Origin of the sequence: Aeromonas sp. EERV15 (genome assembly GCF_900079845.1) — a bacterium.
Classification (GTDB): domain Bacteria; phylum Pseudomonadota; class Gammaproteobacteria; order Enterobacterales; family Aeromonadaceae; genus Aeromonas; species Aeromonas sobria.
The window spans coordinates 132636-151560 of record NZ_FKKY02000002.1; the positions used below are offsets into that span (position 1 = coordinate 132636).

At 59.0% G+C, this 18925-nt stretch carries 15 protein-coding genes and 1 riboswitch; of the genes, 6 read left to right on the top strand and 9 right to left on the bottom strand.

The window, feature by feature from the left end:
- Nucleotides 1-7: 7 nt before the first annotated feature.
- From napA to moaA, 4 genes are all read right to left on the bottom strand, one after another.
- Nucleotides 8-2497 carry a nitrate reductase catalytic subunit NapA gene (gene napA, locus BN4575_RS02495; protein WP_068977004.1) on the bottom strand — a complete coding sequence of 830 codons (2490 nt, stop codon included), beginning with the start codon at nucleotides 2495-2497 and terminating at the stop codon, nucleotides 8-10.
- A 101-nt stretch (nucleotides 2498-2598) separates the two neighbouring features.
- Nucleotides 2599-2853, bottom strand: a complete 255-nt coding sequence (locus BN4575_RS02500; protein ID WP_031227438.1) for a chaperone NapD — start codon at nucleotides 2851-2853, stop codon at nucleotides 2599-2601.
- A gap of 32 nt (nucleotides 2854-2885) precedes the next feature.
- The gene (napF, locus tag BN4575_RS02505; protein WP_068977005.1) at nucleotides 2886-3425 is read right to left on the bottom strand and encodes a ferredoxin-type protein NapF; all 540 of its coding nucleotides are present in this window, start codon (nucleotides 3423-3425) and stop codon (nucleotides 2886-2888) included.
- A gap of 239 nt (nucleotides 3426-3664) precedes the next feature.
- Nucleotides 3665-4660, bottom strand: coding sequence for a GTP 3',8-cyclase MoaA (gene moaA / locus BN4575_RS02510; RefSeq protein WP_068977006.1), 996 nt, complete (start codon nucleotides 4658-4660; stop codon nucleotides 3665-3667).
- Nucleotides 4648-4801, bottom strand: a riboswitch (molybdenum cofactor riboswitch). Its footprint overlaps the gene before it by 13 nt.
- Nucleotides 4802-4879: 78 nt before the next feature.
- On the opposite strand from moaA, the gene narQ reads away from it, so the two are divergent.
- The 3 genes from narQ (at nucleotide 4880) to BN4575_RS02525 (ending at nucleotide 7909) form a co-directional block, all read left to right on the top strand.
- Nucleotides 4880-6592 (top strand): nitrate/nitrite two-component system sensor histidine kinase NarQ, encoded by a 1713-nt coding sequence (gene narQ / locus BN4575_RS02515; protein ID WP_068977007.1) that lies wholly within the window; start codon nucleotides 4880-4882, stop codon nucleotides 6590-6592.
- Complete coding sequence (narL, locus tag BN4575_RS02520; RefSeq protein WP_005334471.1) at nucleotides 6592-7230, top strand: two-component system response regulator NarL; 639 nt, start codon at nucleotides 6592-6594, stop codon at nucleotides 7228-7230. The genes narQ and narL overlap by 1 nt, the downstream gene beginning before the upstream one ends.
- 103 nt (nucleotides 7231-7333) lie before the next feature.
- Nucleotides 7334-7909 carry an LON peptidase substrate-binding domain-containing protein gene (locus BN4575_RS02525; protein WP_042020342.1) on the top strand — a complete coding sequence of 192 codons (576 nt, stop codon included), beginning with the start codon at nucleotides 7334-7336 and terminating at the stop codon, nucleotides 7907-7909.
- Between the two features lie 237 nt (nucleotides 7910-8146).
- Here the strand turns inward: BN4575_RS02525 and BN4575_RS02530 are convergent, their stop codons facing one another.
- Both BN4575_RS02530 and BN4575_RS02535 read right to left on the bottom strand, forming a co-directional pair.
- The gene (locus tag BN4575_RS02530) at nucleotides 8147-10243 is read right to left on the bottom strand and encodes a hybrid sensor histidine kinase/response regulator (RefSeq protein WP_068977008.1); all 2097 of its coding nucleotides are present in this window, start codon (nucleotides 10241-10243) and stop codon (nucleotides 8147-8149) included.
- A 31-nt stretch (nucleotides 10244-10274) separates the two neighbouring features.
- Nucleotides 10275-11459, bottom strand: a complete 1185-nt coding sequence (locus BN4575_RS02535) for an FIST signal transduction protein (RefSeq protein WP_068977009.1) — start codon at nucleotides 11457-11459, stop codon at nucleotides 10275-10277.
- A 113-nt stretch (nucleotides 11460-11572) separates the two neighbouring features.
- On the opposite strand from BN4575_RS02535, the gene yvcK reads away from it, so the two are divergent.
- A complete protein-coding gene (gene yvcK / locus BN4575_RS02540) occupies nucleotides 11573-12487 on the top strand; it encodes a gluconeogenesis factor YvcK family protein (protein WP_068977010.1) in 915 nt (304 codons plus the stop codon).
- A 39-nt stretch (nucleotides 12488-12526) separates the two neighbouring features.
- On the opposite strand, the gene BN4575_RS02545 is transcribed toward yvcK, so the two are convergent.
- From BN4575_RS02545 to lpcA, 3 genes are all read right to left on the bottom strand, one after another.
- Nucleotides 12527-12862: an Hpt domain-containing protein gene (locus BN4575_RS02545; protein WP_042020338.1), complete on the bottom strand. Its 336-nt coding sequence runs from the start codon at nucleotides 12860-12862 to the stop codon at nucleotides 12527-12529.
- A 338-nt stretch (nucleotides 12863-13200) separates the two neighbouring features.
- A complete protein-coding gene (locus tag BN4575_RS02550; protein WP_068977011.1) occupies nucleotides 13201-13986 on the bottom strand; it encodes a class II glutamine amidotransferase in 786 nt (261 codons plus the stop codon).
- Nucleotides 13987-14149: 163 nt separating this feature from the next.
- Nucleotides 14150-14728 (bottom strand): D-sedoheptulose 7-phosphate isomerase, encoded by a 579-nt coding sequence (gene lpcA / locus BN4575_RS02555; protein ID WP_068977012.1) that lies wholly within the window; start codon nucleotides 14726-14728, stop codon nucleotides 14150-14152.
- Nucleotides 14729-14982: 254 nt separating this feature from the next.
- Between lpcA and fadE the strand changes: the two genes are divergently transcribed.
- On the top strand, nucleotides 14983-17439 hold the full coding sequence (fadE, locus tag BN4575_RS02560; RefSeq protein ID WP_068977013.1) for an acyl-CoA dehydrogenase FadE: 2457 nt from the start codon (nucleotides 14983-14985) through the stop codon (nucleotides 17437-17439).
- Between the two features lie 180 nt (nucleotides 17440-17619).
- A complete protein-coding gene (locus tag BN4575_RS02565; protein ID WP_068977014.1) occupies nucleotides 17620-18894 on the top strand; it encodes an amidohydrolase in 1275 nt (424 codons plus the stop codon).
- The last annotated feature ends 31 nt before the right edge of the window (nucleotides 18895-18925 follow it).

The following is an 18925-nucleotide window of genomic DNA, read 5'->3' on the forward strand; positions in this document are numbered from 1 at the left end:
CCCCGCCTCAGGCCTTCATCACCTTGACGGCGCACTTCTTGTAATCGGTCTCTTTGGAGAGCGGATCGGTGGCGTCCAGGGTCAGCTTGTTGACCAGCTGGCTGGCGTCAAAGAAGGGCATGAACACCAATCCCTTAGGGGGTTTATTACGGCCACGGGTCTCGACCCGGGTCTTCACCTCGCCACGGCGGGAGGAGACGATCACCTCTTCCCCACGACGCACGCCGCGGGCTTTGGCATCATCCGGGTGCATGAACAGCACCGCATCCGGGAAGGCGCGATAGAGCTCGGGCACCCGACGGGTCATGGTGCCGGTGTGCCAGTGCTCCAGCACGCGACCGGTGGAGAGCCACAGATCGTACTCCTGGTCTGGCGACTCGGCGGCAGGCTCGAACGGCAGGGCGAAGATGACTGCCTTGCCATCGGGTTTGCCATAGAAGCGCACCCCCTCGCCCGCTTTCACATAGGGGTCAAATCCTTCGCGATAACGCCACAGGGTCTCTTTGCCATCCACTACCGGCCAGCGCAGACCGCGCGCTTCGTGGTACTGATCGAACGGCGCCAGATCGTGACCGTGGCCACGACCGAAGGTGGCGTACTCCTCGAACAGACCTTTCTGGACGTAGAACCCGAAGTGCTCGGCTTCGTCGTTCAGCATCCCCTTGCTCTGCTCTTTCGGGAACTGGTTGACCTGACCGTTGGCATAGAGCACATCGAACAGGGTTTTGCCCTTCACTTCCGGCATCTTGGCAATCAGCTCAGCCGGCCACACTTCCTCGACCTTGAAGCGCTTGGAGAACTCCATCAGCTGCCACAAGTCAGACTTGGCCCCTTCCGGCGCTTTCACCTGCTGGTGCCAGAACTGGGTACGGCGCTCGGCGTTGCCGTAGGCCCCCTCTTTCTCCACCCACATGGCGGTGGGCAGGATCAGATCAGCCGCCTGGGCGGTAACGGTCGGGTACGGGTCAGAGACCACGATGAAGTTGCGCGGGTCACGATAGCCAGGCAGGCGATCGGTATTCATGTTGGGACCGGCCTGCATGTTGTTGTTACACATCACCCAGTAGGCGTTGAGCTTGCCATCTTTGAGCATGCGGTCTTGCAGCACAGCGTGGAAACCCACCTTGTCGGGAATGGTCCCTTCCGGCAGTTTCCAGATCTGCTCGGCAATAGCACGGTGCTTGGGCTCGGTCACCACCATGTCCGCAGGCAGACGGTGGGCAAAGGTGCCCACTTCCCGTGCAGTGCCGCAGGCAGAAGGCTGACCGGTCAGGGAGAAAGGACCATTACCCGGCTCGGAGATCTTGCCGGTGAGCAGGTGAATGTTGTAGCAGAGGTTGTTGGCCCAGACGCCACGGGTATGCTGGTTGAAACCCATGGTCCAGTAAGAGACCACCTTCTTGCTCGGGTCGGCATAGATCTGGGCCAGCTTTTCCAGCTTCTCTTTGGAGACGCCGGAGAGCTTGGCGACCGACTCCACATCGTAATCCGCCACGAACTTGGCAAACTCGTCGAAGGTCATCGGTGTGGCATCGCCGCTGTCCGGGTTCTTCGCTTTCTGCTGCAGCGGATCGGTCGGGCGCAGGCCGTAACCGATGTCGGTGACCCCCTTCTTGAACACTGTGTGCTTGTTGACGAAGTCCCAGTTCACCTTGTCGTTCTGGATGATGTAGTTGGCGACATAGTTGAGGATCGCCAGATCGGTCTGCGGGGTGAACACCATGCCGTTATCCGCCAGCTCGAAGCTGCGGTGCTCGAAGGTGGAGAGCACGTGTACCTGCACATCGGGGTTGGAGAGACGGCGATCAGACATCCGCGACCAGAGGATGGGGTGCATCTCGGCCATGTTGGAGCCCCACAGCACGAACGCATCGGCCTGCTCGATATCGTCGTAGCAGCCCATCGGCTCATCCATGCCGAAGGTACGCATGAAGCCAACTACCGCAGAGGCCATGCAGTGACGGGCGTTGGGGTCGAGGTTGTTGGAGCGGAAACCGGCCTTCATCAGCTTGGCGGCGGCATAGCCTTCCCAGACGGTCCACTGGCCGGAGCCGAACATGCCGACCGCAGTCGGGCCTTTCTCTTTCAACGTCGCCTTGAACTTCTCGGCCATGATGTCAAACGCCTGATCCCAGCTGATGGGAGCAAAGTCGCCATCCTTGTCGAACTGGCCGTTCTTCATCCGCAGCATCGGCTGGGTCAGGCGATCCTGGCCGTACATGATCTTGGAAAGAAAGTAACCTTTGATGCAGTTGAGGCCACGGTTGACCGGCGCATCCGGATCACCCTGAGTCGCCACGACCCGACCATTCTGCGAACCCACCAGCACGGAGCAACCGGTACCGCAGAAGCGACAGGGAGCTTTATCCCAATGGATGGCAGTCTTGTCGGTACTGGTGATGAGATTGGCCGCCAGCGTGGGGGCACTGACACCGGCCACAGCAGCGGCAGCGGCCACCGCGTTGGCCTTCATAAAGTCGCGTCGACTCAGCTTCATGGCATATCCTCGCATTGCTTATCGCGTAATAGTTGTCGAATCTGTCGAACGGGAGCCAGCCAACAGCGGCAGAGGGCACGCCCGGCATCCCATCACTCTTTTCAGTGACCGCCGAGTTCATCGAACTGGTGGTAAATCAGGGCGGCAGAGAGCACGCCCGGCATCGCCTGTATCGCATCAATGGCCGCCATAATCGGCCGCTGGCTCGGACCTTCCAGGGTCACCACCAGCTTGCCCTCGTCACTGACGGCGTGGATCTCGGCCCCTTCAAGGGCGCCAATCTGCTCGGCGAGCTGATGGCGCAAGGGGGGCTGGGTCAGCACTACCAGACTCGATACATGGAACTCCTGATCCATTGTGGCTTCTGTGTCACACGGCTTCTGACTCATTATGACTCCTGCTTGAGGGTGGGCTGGCTGGCACCACCGGATGGGGCTGCTCGCCCGTCGACCTTGATGCTGCCAACCGGACAATCCTGCACGCAGGCGCCGCAGCCGTTACAGCGATCAAACTCGACCGTTGGGGTGGGCACACGCCCCAGCACCGGAATAAAACGAATGGCATTGGGCTCGCAACTGTCCTGACAGCGCTGGCAGAACACCTGACCATTGGCCAGACAGTTGGCCTCGATATGGGCCTTGTAGTGCCAGGGAGATTCGGTGGTCGGACGAAACAGCGGCGCCTTGCAGACCGTGACGCACTCGGTGCAGAAGGTGCACTCGCCACGCTGAAAATCGACCACCGGAAAACCGCCCTCGCCAATCACCAGGATCTGCTCCGGACAAGCGGCCAGACACTCCCCGCAGCGGGTGCAGTCGGCGACAAATGCCGACCAGTTGACTGACCAGGGCAACTGCACCGGCGGTTCGGCGGTTCTCAGCCGCCCCCGAAACAGGCCGCGGCGGGCAAGATCGATCTCATCCGGCATGTTGACTCCTGTTCTGGTGAGGAAGGGTGCAGTGCGAGTCCATGATTGGCATTTTCGATACCAATTATAAGAGTGGGTGTATATTGCGATCCTGACAAGGTCAAGGATATACCACCAGGGAGATAAACAGGGGGGATTCTTGCGCCAGATCAAAGCCTTGCAGCGCAATAAAAATGGAGGTATCGGTTAAAATACCTCCATGTGAGGATTGCTATTTAATCGTTGGGGATTTTTTGCAGTTATCCGCCGATGGAGGCGAGATGAGGAGTGATGCCGGCATTGCCTTCATGAAGCCGATGGCTAGCACTCTTGCCCGCCAGCGCCGCACGAATGCGCTGTTGCAGCTCATCGGACTGCGCATCTGCGCTGAGCAAGTCCCGCAGATCGACGCCATTGTCACCAAACAGGCACAGATGCAGCTTCCCTAGCGAGGAGACCCGCAGCCGGTTGCAACCGGCACAGAAATCCTTGCTGTAGGGCATGATAAGACCCACACCACCCTGGGATTTCGGGTGCATAAAGACCTGAGCGGGGCCGTCATCTTTGCCCCGCAACTGCTGCACCCAGCCACTCTCCAGCAAGCGCTGTTTGATCTGCTCGCCGCTGACATGGTGGTCGCGAAACAGGGTATCCATCTCGCCGGTCTGCATCAGCTCGATAAAGCGCAGCTCGATGGGCTTGTGCTTGATCCAGCCCAGAAAGGCATCGAGCTGGTAGTCGTTGAGCCCCTTGAGCAGCACCGCATTGATCTTCACCGATTTGAAACCGGCGGCCAGTGCCGCTTCGATCCCCTCCATCACCTCCGCCAGCTTGTTCTCACCGGTGATCTGGTGAAACTGGCGCGGGTCGAGACTGTCGACACTGACATTGAGGGCGTTGAGTCCGGCATCAAACCACTCTTGGGCCCGCTCCTTGAGGCGATAGCCGTTGGTGGTCATGGCGACCTTCTCGATGCCCGGCGTGGTGGCGATCACATTGACGATCTCGGTGAAATCACGGCGCAGGGAGGGTTCTCCCCCTGTGATGCGCACCTTGCGAGTGCCCATGGCGGCAAAACCGCCCACCACGCGACGGATCTCGTCAACCGAGAGAAACGATTTACGTCCCTCTTTGTGACCTTCCGGGGGGCGATAGCCGTCGGGCAGGCAGTAGGTGCAACGGAAATTGCACACATCGGTCACTGACAGACGCAAATAGTAAAAACGACGGGAAAAACCATCTTCAAGTGGCAACATAAACACCTTTCCAAATACGGGAGGCCAGGGCATTTCTTTCCTGACCCTTACAGCTCGACCATTAGGTTCAACAATCGGCTGACGGCTGGTTTTCCCCTATCGCAAGGACGTAGGCAAAACAGCTCGGAGTTCATCTAGTTTTTCGATGCTAACACAAGTTGAAGTACACTCCCACGCATCTTGCGGAGTCATTATTACTGTCCAGAGGTGTTCATCAGCATGGGAAAACGGTTCAGAGTCCATTCGGTCAGCGGCGCCATCGGCCGTGCCATGGTGTTGATCCTCTTCATGGCCAGCCTGATCGCGCTGGTCGCGATGGTGACGCTTTTTTACTCGGTCCCCGATGCCAAGGCGATCAACCTCTCCGGCTCACTGCGGATGCAAGCCTACCGGATGGCCTACGAGATCGAGCGAGGTGACAGCGTGTTGGGGCGGCTCGCCCAGTTTGAAGAGACCCTGCACGCCGAAGAGCTGCAGGAGACCCAGCGCTGGATCACGCCCGCCTCGTTGCGCCGCACCTATGGTGAAGTGCTCGGCCAGTGGGCGGTGATGCGCCAGCATATCGAAGAGCGCACCCCCAGACGGTACACAGATAACACCGAGCGGTTTGTGGCGGCCATCGACAATTTCGTCAATCAGATGCAATACCACGTGGAATTCAAGGTACGGATGCTGGCCCTGGCGGAGGGACTGGGGCTGCTATCCATCATCACCATCGCCTGGTTTACGGTGCGCTTTACCCGCCAACAGGTAGTTGCCCCCCTCAATCAGCTGGTCTACTGCGCCCGCCAGATCCAGCGCCAGGACTTCGATCTCCAGCTGCCCGCCCACGGTGAAAATGAGCTGGGGGAGCTGTCACGGGCTTTCGTCACCATGGCCGACGAGCTCGGCAAGCTCTATCGGGAGCTGGAGAACAAGGTGGAAGAGAAAACCGCCAAGCTGCAGCAGGCCAACGATACGCTCTCATTTCTCTACTCGACCGCCCAGAAGCTGCACGCGGCACCGCTCAGCACCCGCACCCTGATCAAGTTGCTGGATCGCGCCGCCGCCCACCAGCACATCGACCATATCCGGCTGACCCGCTTCGAACACAACGCTATGCCGGTCTACATCTCGGGGCGCACCGGTTGGCCCGGCGATCTCGATGCGGTCGCCAACTTCTATCTGCAAATGGATGAGCAGGAGTTTGGCCGCCTCGACATCATCAGCCAGCATCCTATCGACGAGCGGTTGATCAAAAACTTCACCATGCTGCTGGCTCAGGTGTTGCACAAGGATCAGACTCTGCTGCAACAGCAGCGGCTGCTGCTGATGGAGGAGCGGGCAGTGATCGCCCGGGAGCTGCATGACTCGCTGGCGCAGGCCCTCTCTTATCTCAAGATCCAGTCCACCCTGCTCAAGCGCTCTTACGCCAAAGGGCAGCAGGAGAAAGCACAGGAGGCGATGCAGCAGATAGACGAAGGGCTCAGCAATGCCTATACCCAGCTGCGCGAACTGCTCGGCACCTTCCGTCTCACCATTGGGGATGCCAATCTGGGGGAAGCAATCCGGGTGATGCTCGATCAGCTGCAACCCCAGACCCAGGCAAAAATAAGGTGCCATTACGAACTGGCCGATAGCGATTTGGAAGCGGGCCAGCACATCCATATCCTGCAACTGATCCGCGAGGCCGTCCTCAACGCCATCAAACATGCCAACGCGCAAGTGATTGATGTTAGCTGTGAGACCCTCGCCAGTGGTAACATCAACGTTCAGATTTCAGATGACGGTGTCGGGATCGGACTCGCCAGCTCGGCGATCAACCATTACGGTTTGAGCATCATGAACGAGCGCGCCAGCAAACTGCATGGTCTGCTGACCATCAGCGAGCTACAGCCACAAGGCACCTGCGTGCATCTGACCTTCCCCACCAGTCTAGCGAGAGACGCCTGATGGACGAGATGAAATACACTGTTCTGGTCGTAGATGACCATCCCCTCATGCGCAAAGGGATTGTGCAGTTGCTGGCTCTGGAAGAGAACATGGAGGTGACCGGTGAAGCCTCCAACGGCACAGATGCCGTGGCGCTGGCCAAGGAGTCCGAGCCGGATCTGATCCTGCTCGACCTCAACATGAAGGGACTATCCGGCCTCGATACCCTCAAGGCGCTGCGAGCCGAAGAGATCACCTCCCGGGTGGTGATCCTCACTGTCTCCGATGCCCGTCAGGATGTGGTGGCCTTGCTCAAGGCCGGTGCCGATGGCTATCTGCTCAAGGATACCGAGCCTGATCTGTTGCTGGCCCAGCTGGCAGACGTGATGACCGGCAAGCAGATCCTGAGCGAACCGCTGCGACCCTATCTCGAAAATATCTACGAGCTGGATCACCTGCAGCAGAAGCTGGAAAGCTTAACGCGTCGCGAAATGCAAATCCTGCGCGAAATTGCAAAAGGCCTGTCCAACAAACAGGTTGCCTCGGTACTCCATATCTCCGAGGGAACGGTCAAGGTTCACGTGAAGAGCCTGCTGAAGAAACTCGAGGCGCAAAGCCGCGTGGAAGCGGCTGTCATGTATCTGGAACAGCGTAACTAAGCGCCCTCTTCCTCCCGAAAAGCCACCCTCCGGTGGCTTTTTTCATTCTCTGGCACAGTCGCTGCATTGTCATATTCAGCAACTACTCAATGGAGGATGGAACATGAAACTACAACCTTTGGCACTGTTCCCCTTGCCTTCCCACATACTGCCGGGCGGCAAGCTTCCACTGCGTCTGTTCGAGCCACGCCACCTGCAGATGCTCAAAGAGTCATTCATCAACGATCAGGGCTTTGGCATCGTGATGGAAGAGTCGACTACCTCGGGACAATCCGGCCGCATTCTGCCGGTGGGCACCCGGGTCAAGGTGACCGATTTTTACACCCTCAATGATGGCCTGCTGGGAGTGACTGTGCTGGGACTGGAACGCTTCTGCATCCACGAGATGGAAACAGATGAGATGGGCCTGCGCCGCGCCAAAGTGGAGCTGCTGCCCAACTGGCCGAGCACCCACTCCGATTTCAACGACAAACTGCTGGTCAACCGCCTGCGCGAAGTGTTTGAACAGTATCCGGAGCTTGATGAGCTCTATCCGGACAAGCGCTTTGAAGATGCCGCATGGCTCTGCCAGCGCTGGCTAGAGATATTGCCGATGCCGATTTATGAAAAGCAGATGCTGATTGCCAAACAGAACAGCGAAGCGGCCCGTAAATTCCTGCATCGCCTGATTTCGCAATAACAAAACGGCGTTGCAAAATGCAATTATTCCAAAAATGAAAATCACAAATTCGCATTTTGCAACGAGGTAGGAACATAACAAGAGAGAGCCGCTGCGCTAAACGGCCAATATGAACACAAAAGAGTCACTAAAAAGTTGGCATGGATTTTTCATATAAACTAATACAACCCGATTTATCCCGTGCTCTCTTCAGTATTTGCTGAAGAACTGGTCAACCCACAAAGTTGACCATTTTTTTTATCCGCGAATTGGCAAGCGTTGGCCAAAGTGGCGTAGCAAGCACTCTCGCAACCGCGATAACGTAATGGGTTTGGCAAGAAAATCATCCATCCCCTGCGCCAGGCAACACGCCTTGTCTTCGGCCATCGCATTGGCCGTCAGGGCGACGATAGGTATGGTGCATCCCAGCTCCCGCAACCGGCGGGTGGCTTCCAGCCCATCCATCAAAGGCATCCGCATATCCATCAGGATCAGATCCGGCAGCTGTTCATCCACCTGCGCCAGCGCTTCCAGACCATTGGCAGCCAAACGCACCTTGCTCACCAGTTTTTGCAGCATCAGCGACACCACCAGCTGGTTAACCGGGCTATCCTCCACCACCAGCACATCCAGCGGCATCAGCGCAGCCTGGCTCTCCTCTTGCCTTGGCCGACAATCACAAGGCAGTGCCATACCTGATAATTCGAACCAGAAACAGCTCCCCTTGCCAGGCTCACTCTCTAACAAAATCATCCCCCCCATCAGCTCAACCAATCGCTTGCTAATGGCAAGGCCAAGGCCGGTGCCGGAGAAACGGCGGCTGGCCGAATTATCGACTTGAGAAAAGGGCTCAAACAGCCGAGCCTGATCCGCCTGCTCGATGCCAATCCCGGTATCGGACACCGAAACCCGCAACTTGCCGTCCTGCCAGCCCAGGTGCAGGCTCACCTGCCCCTGATCGGTAAATTTGATGGCATTATCCAGCAGATTGCCCATCACCTGCGACAAACGCATGGGGTCACCCTGCAGGGCTAAAGGTACCGCCTCATCAATGTGGTAAACCAGCGAAATGCCTTTAACGCTGGCGCGGCCCTGCAGTGGCTCGACCAGGGATTGGCAAAGCTGGATTGGCTGCAGGGTCTCGCAGTGAAACGCCAGGGTTTGCGACTCGATTTTCGAAAAATCGAGCACGTCGTCGATGATGGTTTGCAGCAATCTGGCCGAATGGGTGGCATGGCGCAGCAGGCTCTGCTGCTCAGGTGCCAGCTCGGCATGCTGTACCAGATCGAGCATCCCCAACACCGCATTCATGGGGGAGCGGATCTCGTGGGTCATCATGGCCAGAAACTGGGACTTGGCACGGTTGGCTGCTTCGGCCTCATCCCGTGCCCGCGCCAGCTCCTCTTCCCGGCGGATCTGGGTGCTGATATCACGGGCGGTACCGCGATACCCGGTAAACAGGCCATGGTGGTCAAAACAGGGCTCGGCGCTCACCTCCATCCAGCAGGGGCCATCAAGCAGCGCCACCTGCATCCGCACCCCTCGCACCGACAGGCGCTGTTCCAGTAGTCGCAGGTATTTCTGCGCCTCACTGCTCTGCTTGTTGCAAACGTAGTCATAGAGTGTCGGCCGGGTCGCCAGCGGGGTCAGATCATCGATATAACCGGGCTCGGAGGCATAACTGAGGCGATGTTCGGCATCGGTCTCCCAAAACCAGTCAGAGGCCATGGCGGCGAAACTGCGAAAACGACGCTCACTGGTCTGCAGCGCCTCGGTTTTCACCGCGACTTGATCCTGCAAACGAGCCCGGTAGGTGATGTTGACCAGCGCCTGAGCGATAAGCGGGCGGCAGCGCTCAATAGCAGCCTTGCTGTTGAGATCGAAAGTACCCGCCCGTGAGTGACGGCAGATGAGAGTCGCGGTAAACCCTGGCGCCTGCAGCCCGGTCAGCATCACGCTGGCCCAGCCCGGCTCGCTCGCCAGCGGTGCCAGCTCGGGTAACTGGGAGGGGTCATAGATCACCAGGGTTTCACCCGCGATGGCACGAGTAAATGCCGGGGTCATACACCAGCTACGGGCAAATATCATTGGCTCGGTACTGAGGTGGGTGATCCCGAGCTCACCTTCCCAAGCCACTACATCCGCATGTTCAAAGCCAATAAAGGGTTTAAGCACCTGGATCAAGCTCTCCAGCACCTCTTCAAGGGTTTTGGCATCAGCGAGGGTGGCCACCCCGCCCAGCAAGGTCTGGGATTCTTGCCGATATTTGGCCTCCCGCTCACGACAGCGCACGAGATCGACCAAGGTGGTCTGCAATTTATCGCCAAGGGCTTCCAGTTCACTGTTGCCAATCATCTTGTTGCCTGCTCTGTTATGTTCTGCCGACTCAAGGGGTCAGGAAAATCACGCTCGATACCATCAGATTGCCGTGGGCCAGCTCGCCATTGGGCAGCCGCCCCTGCTCGCCGAAGGTAAAGGGGGTAATAAACGGGATCTTGCCGAGGCGAGCCTGGCTCTGTTCGACAAATTGGCACAACATATCACCTAGCGCCAAACGGCAACCAGCACAAAATATGATGAGGGCGCCGATAGGCTGCAATTCCACATCGACCCCATAGCCAGGCTCGACGCGCATGGCATTGAGGCTGAGCTGCAGCAACCCCTCCTGACTGCTGTACATCAGCAGCAGACGCTCCCCTTGCACCACATCGGTAAAGAGCCGCAGCCCGCCCTGTTCGGTCACTGCTTCGGGATGGGAGAGCTTATAGTAGGGAATGCCATCCAACGCCCCCACCTGACGAGCCAGCGGGGTGAGCGTGGTCTCCCGCAAGATTGCCCCCACCGGCCAGGGTTGCTCGCGCCCGCACCAGCGCGCATAAACCTCGGCGGCGGGCTGGTGATCGATGGTGAGCACCTCCCGCCCGTCGCAGGCGGTGATTTCGCCGCTAAACTCGGCTGGCACATAACCTGAGTGAAACTGAAAGGCCAGCTGGCAATCGGGATAGAGCACCGCCAGACCGATGCCATCCTGACTCACAGCGTCATCCCAGCAGAGCTGCCAGTCACCACTGACACTGTTGTCTGCCGCCGAGCCGCCCACCACAGGTACCGATGCACCAAGTTCGGCCTCGATACCGGCCAGCAGCCCCTCCTCCTTGCCGGGACTGGCGTGAAACAGGATCAGCTGGGGCAACTCGCCCGGTCGACCGCAGTCACTCATGGCACGGCGCAGCAACTGCCTCACATCCACCTCGTCACCGCTGGCACCGGCCACCCCGAAGGCCCCTTTGTCGTCATACAAGGCCGCCACCGCCAGTCCATATCCGTCTCTGGCGTGGTGACCCATCTCGGTCATGACGCCGCCGCAGGAGCTGCACCCCAGCAGACGGGTGGTCGGGAACTGGCGTTTGAGCGCTTCGCGCAGTATCGCCCCGTCATGGGCTTGGGTAAAATAGAGTAACAGCAGGGAGGGGGCCTGATTGGCAGGGTGGCGCAGCTGCGCGCAGATATCTTGGGCCGCCAGCGATGAATTCTGGGCGAGGGAGTGAACGGTCAGAAATTTCAACACCATCTCCTTGTTTTATCGAATGGCGGTCTCAAGCAAAAATCATACCTTTATCAAACAATTATCTCGCTTCACTTGCTAACATAGCTGTCAACTGAGCCCAATTACAGGACGCCCATATGTGGCAAAAAAACATCAATGACTTCGATCGGGTCGTTGCCATCGGTGGTGGCCACGGCATGGGTCGAGTGCTTTCATCCCTCTCGTTCCTCGGTCAACGACTCACCGGCATCGTCACCACCACCGATGATGGTGGTTCGACCGGACGACTGCGCAAGAGTCAGGAGTGCATCGCCTGGGGCGATCTGCGCAACTGCCTGAACCAGCTGGTCACCGATCCCAGCATCGGCAGCCTGTTGTTCGAATACCGCTTCGCTGGCAAGGGCGAGCTGGCGGGCCACAACCTTGGCAACCTGATGCTGCTGGCGCTCGATAATCTCTGTGTCCGTCCTCTTGATGCTATCAAGCTGATCAGTGACATGCTCAAAATCGAGTCACAATTGCTACCCATGTCTGAATTTCCCACCGATCTTTGCGCCCATATGGAGTGTGGCACCCAGATCCTGGGAGAGGTATCCATCGATCAACTGGCAACACCACCCCTCTCCCTCGGCCTGATGCCGGAGGTACAAGCGACCCGGGAAGCGGTGCTGGCACTGCAGCAGGCAGACATGATCATTCTGGGGCCGGGCAGTTTTCTCACCTCCATCATGCCGCCACTGCTGCTGGCCGAGATCGCCCAAGCCATCAACGAAAGCAGTGCCATGCTGGTCTTCGTCTGCAATCTGGTGGCGGAAAACGGCCCTGCCAGCCAGCTGGATCTGATGAGTCAGTGTCGCTGGCTGGAGTCGAGGGTGGGTCATGGGCGGCTGGACGCCATCCTGGCTCCCCAGGGCACGGGTGATGCGGGGGCCTGGCAAGGGCGGTTAATCGAAGCCGAGCTGGGTGAGCTTGAGCTGCCCCATCGGCACGATCGGTTGAAGCTGAAACTGGCGCTGGACAGGATCATCCAGCAACTGCTCAACCAGCGTTAGGCGACGGCCACGGCGCCCCGGCATCCCTGCATGGCGCCGCTACTGATAATCAGCAAGAAACGCGAGCACTTGGGGCAAGGAGACTTCCAGCAGTTGCAATTGGCGCTCGGCCTCGGCCACATCCGCCTGCTTGCTGGCCATCTCCAGTGCCATCACCTGCTGGTAGCTCGGCATTGCGCCGTAGCTGCCACAGGATGATTTCATGCTGTGGGCCACCCGGGCCAACGCATCCCATTCACCCTGCTCGTAAAGAGGCCTGAGCTGGCTTAGCTGTTCGCCCACCTCTTCGATAAACACAGCAATAACCACCGGCAACATCTCTTGGCCTATATCATCGGCCAACTGCTGCAACACCTTGCGATCCACCCACTCCATGTCAGGCTCCTCCAGAAAGGTATTCAAACAGACCATACTATAGATAGTTTTCGAGGCCGTCACTCACGACCAGGTCACTCATCAGTGTCACACACAGGACGCCAATTGGGTGATGCTGGGGATCAAACAGCAATAAATGTGATCCGCCTCGAAAGAGTGACACTGAATGCCTTATATAAACAACAAGTTAATTGCCAGCAATTAACAAGTGAGCAACAATCTTTGTCGTCAGCGTGCTGCTGCTCAGCAACACCTCTCATCCCTTTTGCCATTTATGGCTGCTGCGAAGAACCAGGGTAGGAATCTACCCTGGTATTTTTTTATCTCGAGCAGGCACTCTAGCAGCCACTTTGACTGGTCGCGACCCGTTCACCCATGCGGAACAGATTAAACTCGCCAGGGGCCATTCTGACCCAGTTCTCATTACCGGTCAGCGGACGGGTAGTGATCAGGGTCACCACATCGTTGGGCGTGGTCTCGCTTTGAAAGTCGATCACCACCTCTTCATCCAGCAGGCTCGCCTCGCCAAAGGGCGCACGGCGGGTCAGCCAGTGCAGGTTATTGCTGCAGTAGCTCATCACATACTCCCCGTCGGAGAGCAGCATGTTGAACACCCCGAATGCTCTCAGCTCATCGCACAGGGTGGCGAGATAGCGAAACATGGCGGGAAAGTTGGCAGGACGCTTGGGATATTTTTGCTCCAGCCGATCGAGTAGCCAGCAGAAGGCGTGTTCGCTGTCGGTATCCCCCACCGGGCGGTGGCGGCCGGTTGGCAGCTTCTTGTAACCGGTCAGCTGACCGTTGTGGGCGAAGGTCCAGTAACGGCCCCACAGCTCACGGGTAAAGGGGTGGGTATTTTCCAGTGACACGCAGCCACGGTTGGCCTGCCGAATGTGGCTGACCACGGCGCAGCTCTTGATGGGCAGCGCCTGTACCAGTCTGGCGATGGGAGATTGGGCGCTGGGCTCGGGATCTTTGAAGGTACGAAAGCCCTTCCCCTCGTAAAAGGTGATCCCCCAGCCATCCTTGTGGGGCCCTGTCTTGCCGCCGCGCAGCATCAACCCGGTAAAGCTGAAGCAGATATCGGTCGGCACATTGGCACTCATGCCGAGCAGTTCGCACATATCTGGCAGACTCCTTTCATGATTTGGCTGGTGTCATATCCGACCCCCAGCCGCGTTGACAGACAGCAGGGGAAGGTGCAATTCCTTCCCCTGTGACTGGCAGCAACCGGCCAATGGCGAACCATGCAACCGGTGCTGCCCTTGTCTCAGCGCGATAACCTGATTACTTGGCCATCTCTTTTTCGACCAGCTGGATCAGGATGTGGATCACCTTGATGTGTACTTCCTGAATGCGGTCGGCATAACCGAAGTGCGGCACCCGGATCTCGACATCCGCCAGACCCGCCATCTTGCCGCCATCCTTGCCGGTCAGGACGATAACCTTCATGCCTTTGGCGTGGGCAGCCTCGATAGCCTTGAGGATATTACCGGAGTTGCCGCTGGTGGAGATACCGAGCAGCACGTCACCACGACGGCCTACCGCTTCCACGTAGCGTGAGAAGACATAGTCATAGCCAAAGTCGTTGGAGACACAGGAGAGGTGGCTGGGATCAGAGATGGCGATACCGGCATAACCCGGACGGTTTTCACGGTAACGACCAGTCAGCTCTTCGGCAAAGTGCATGGCGTCACAGTGGGAACCACCGTTACCACAAGAGAGCACCTTGCCCTCTTCTTTGAAAGAGTCAGCCAGCAGTTTGGCGGCCGCTTCTATGTTTTTCAGGTTCTGCTCATCAGCCAGGAAGGCCTGCAGCACACTGGCAGCTTCGGTCAATTCATTGCGGATCAGTTCTTGATACATGATGTCTCTTCCACTATTTGGGTCACTTATCGCTGGCGGCTATTCTCGCACAAGCCAATCCCGGAGTCGCCCCCCTACCCACCACGGCACGGGTGCCTCATGAACGTTACGGGGATCACAGAGAGAAGGTAATGAACTTGTAAACAGCTTGATAACTTTGTGCGTATCAATTACAACAGAGGCCATATCCAACAGGTCAGACCTCTGGATCAGTGATACCACGTTGGCAACTTTATACACGCAAGGAGCAAGCAATGACGACGACCCTCACTCTGCTTGGGGTGATCCTGGTTATCGGAGCCCTGGCCTATCGCCGGGCATCCCTGTTCATCTCCACCCTGGTCACCGGCGCCGCTCTGGTGCTTGGCGCCATCTATGGTCATGTGCCCTTGCTGGTCTGGGCGCTGTTTGCGGTGATCGCCATCCCGCTCAACATGGTGGAATTTCGCCGCAACCAGCTGACCAAGCCGCTGTTCAAGATCTACAAATCGATCATGCCGGAGATGTCCCGCACCGAAAAAGAGGCGATCGAAGCGGGCACCACCTGGTGGGAAGCCGATCTGTTCGCGGGCAATCCGGACTGGAAAAAGCTGCACGCCATCCCGGTAAGTACCCTCTCTGCCGAAGAGCAGGCCTTTATGGATGGTCCGGTCGAGGAAGTGTGCCGCATGGTGAACGACTGGGAGGTGACCCACGAGCGCGCCGATCTCTCCCCCGAGGTATGGCAATACCTGAAGGACCACAAGTTCTTCGCCATGATCATCAAGAAGAAATATGGCGGCCTCGAGTTTTCGGCCTATGCCCAGTCCTGCGTGCTGCAAAAACTGACTGGCGCCAGCGCCGTGCTCGCCTCCACCGTCGGCGTGCCCAACTCGCTCGGCCCGGGCGAATTGCTGCAACACTATGGCACTGAGGCCCAGAAAGACCACTACCTGCCCCGTCTGGCAGTCGGCAAAGAGATCCCCTGCTTCGCCCTGACCAGCCCGGAAGCGGGTTCTGACGCCGGTTCCATCCCCGATTTCGGCATCGTCTGCAAGGGCGAGTGGGAAGGCAAAGAGGTGCTCGGTATGCGCCTCACCTGGAACAAGCGCTACATCACCTTGGCCCCCATCGCCACCGTGCTGGGTCTGGCCTTCAAACTGCGTGACCCGGAACACCTGCTGGGTGACGAAGAGGAGCTAGGCATCACCTGCGCCCTCATTCCAACTCATATCAAGGGTGTCGGCATTGGCCGTCGCCACTTCCCGCTCAACGTGCCGTTCCAGAACGGCCCGACTCAGGGCAAGGATGTGTTTGTCCCGCTCGACTTCATCATCGGCGGCCCGGCCATGGCCGGTCAGGGCTGGCGCATGCTGGTGGAGTGCCTGTCGGTCGGTCGCGGTATCACCCTGCCCTCCAACAGTACCGGCGGTGTCAAGATGCTAGCCCTGGCGAGCGGCGCCTACAGCCGCATCCGTCGCCAGTTCAAGCTACCTATCGGCAAGATGGAAGGGATCGAAGAGCCGCTGGCTCGCATCGGCGGTAACGCCTACATCATGGGCGCCGCCGCAACCCTGACAGTGACCGGTATCGATCTGGGGCAAAAGCCGTCGGTCATCTCTGCCATCGTCAAATACCACCTCACCGACCGTGCCCAAAAGTGCATCATCGATGCCATGGATATCCACGGCGGCAAGGCGATCTGCATGGGCCCCAACAACTATCTGGCCCGTGGCTATCAGGGTGCCCCCATCGCCGTCACGGTGGAAGGGGCCAATATCCTGACCCGCAGCATGATCATCTACGGTCAAGGCGCCATCCGCTGCCACCCGTATGTGTTGCCGGAGATGCTGGCTGCCAGCCATCCCGACAAGGAGCAGGCACTGAAGGATTTCGACAAGGCCATGTTCAGCCACGTCGGCTTTGCCATCAGCAACCTGGTGCGCAGCTTCTGGCTGGGGATCACCGGCGCTCGCTTCGCACCTGCACCTTACAAGGATCAGACCAAGGGCTACTACCAGCAGCTCTCCCGCCTCTCGGCCAACCTGGCATTCCTGTCAGACATGGCGATGGGCACCCTGGGTGGCGAACTGAAGCGCAAAGAGCGGGTCTCCGCTCGCCTTGGCGACATACTGAGTCAGCTCTATCTGGCCTCCAGCGCCCTCAAGCGCTATCAGGACGAGGGACGCCAGCAGGCCGACCTGCCGCTGCTGCACTGGGCTCTGCAAGATGCCATGTTCAAGGCGCAAGAGGCGATCGACGAGCTGCTGCGCAACTTCCCGAACCGCTGGATTGGCCTTGCCCTGCGCGCCGTGGTGCTGCCACTGGGCCGTGACCTCAACCGTCCGTGCGACAAGCTCGATAGCCAGGTCGCCCGTCTGCTGCAAACCCCGAGCGAGACCCGCAGCCGTCTGGCCAAGGGGCAGTATCTGACCCGCGAAGAGGGTAACCCCTTCGGACTGCTGGAGCAGGCGCTCGATGACGTGCTGGCCGCCGAGCCGCTGTTTGACAAGGTCTGCAAAGCAGATGGCATCAAGCGTCCCTTCACCCAGTTGAACAAGGTAGCCGACATTGGCCTGGCCGCTGGCGTACTGACCCAGAGCGAAGCCGAGCTGCTGCGCTGCGCCGAAGTGAGTCGCCTGCGCACCATCAACGTCGATGATTTTGACCCCATCGATCTGGTGGCCAACAAGAAGCTGTTTGAAGCCTCCGCTTACCATCACGCGGCCTGATAACCACGCCTCGACAACGCCTCCCTTGTGGAGGCGTTTTTTTATCTTCTCTCACCCCTGTCAATGACCTCCAATGCCATTGCCCGCGATCACAGCTCCCCCGACCAGCTGCGGGCCCCGTGTGGTCAGCCGGGAAAAAAGGCACAATAGCCGATAAATCGAATCACCAAGGAAGCCAAGATGACCCTTGAGCACCTGATCCTGTGGCGCCGCGACCTGCACCGCCTGCCGGAAGCCGCCTGGAAAGAGTTTCGCACCACCAGCCTGATTGCCCACCACCTAAGCGAGCTCGGCTATCGCATCGTGCTCGGCGACAAGCTGCTGGCCAGCAACCTGATGATGGGTCGTGATGTGGATGTGGCGGCCGAAAAGGCTCGCGCCCGCCGTCAGGGAGCCCATCCCGACTGGCTGGAGCGGATCGGCGATGTCACCGGGCTGATGGGTGAGCTGGATACCGGCCGTCCCGGCCCGACCTTGGCCTTTCGCTTCGATATCGATGCGGTGGAGGTGGAGGAGTCCAACGCCGAACAGCACCAGCCGCAGCAAGAGGGCTTTGCCTCCCACAACAAGGGGTGGATGCACGCCTGCGCCCACGATGGCCACACCGCCATCGGCATGGGGCTGGCCAGCCAGTTGATGGCGATGAAGGAGCAGCTGTGCGGGCGCATCAAGCTCTTCTTCCAACCCGCCGAAGAGGGATGTCGCGGTGGCAAGGCGCTGGCGGCCGGCGGCACACTCGATGACGTGGATGCCCTGCTCTCGCTCCATATCGGCATTCACGCCGGTAGCGGCGAGCTGGTGATCAACCCCACCGAATTTCTCTGCTCCACCAAGTTCGACGTCCACTTTATGGGCACCGCGGCCCACGCCGGGCTTGAGCCAAATGCTGGCAGCAATGCGCTGGCCGCCGCCTGCATGGCCACCACCGCCATGCTCGGCATTCCCCGCCACCGCGACGGCATGACTCGCATCAACGTCGGCCAGCTTCACGGTGGCAGCGGCCGCAACGTCATTCCCGATCATGCCGAGCTGCACGGTGAAACCCGTGGCGCCGACAGCACCCTCAACGACTACATGTTCAGTCAGGTGCAGCGCATCGTCGAAGGCACCTCCCTCGCCCACGGCGTCACCTACCGCATCATCAAACAGGGTGAGGCGATTGCGCTGGAGAACAGCCCGGCGCTGCAAGCCGAACTGGCGGCGCTGGCCCGCAAACAGGGGCTCGCCACCATCCAGACTCGCCGCTTTGGCGCCAGCGAAGATGCCGGTTTTTTGATGGAGCGGGTGCAAAAGCAGGGGGGCGAAGCGGCTTACCTCATTCTGGGGGCCGATCTGGCGGCACCGCACCACCACAACGCCTTCGATTTCGATGAGCGGGTGATGCAAAGCGGCGTCGAGCTGCTGGCCGCCTGGGCCCGCGCCCGCTTGGGTGTGGCAGAACCAGTCCTGGGCTGACGCAGCCCGCCCTTGATATCTCTCGCAGTCC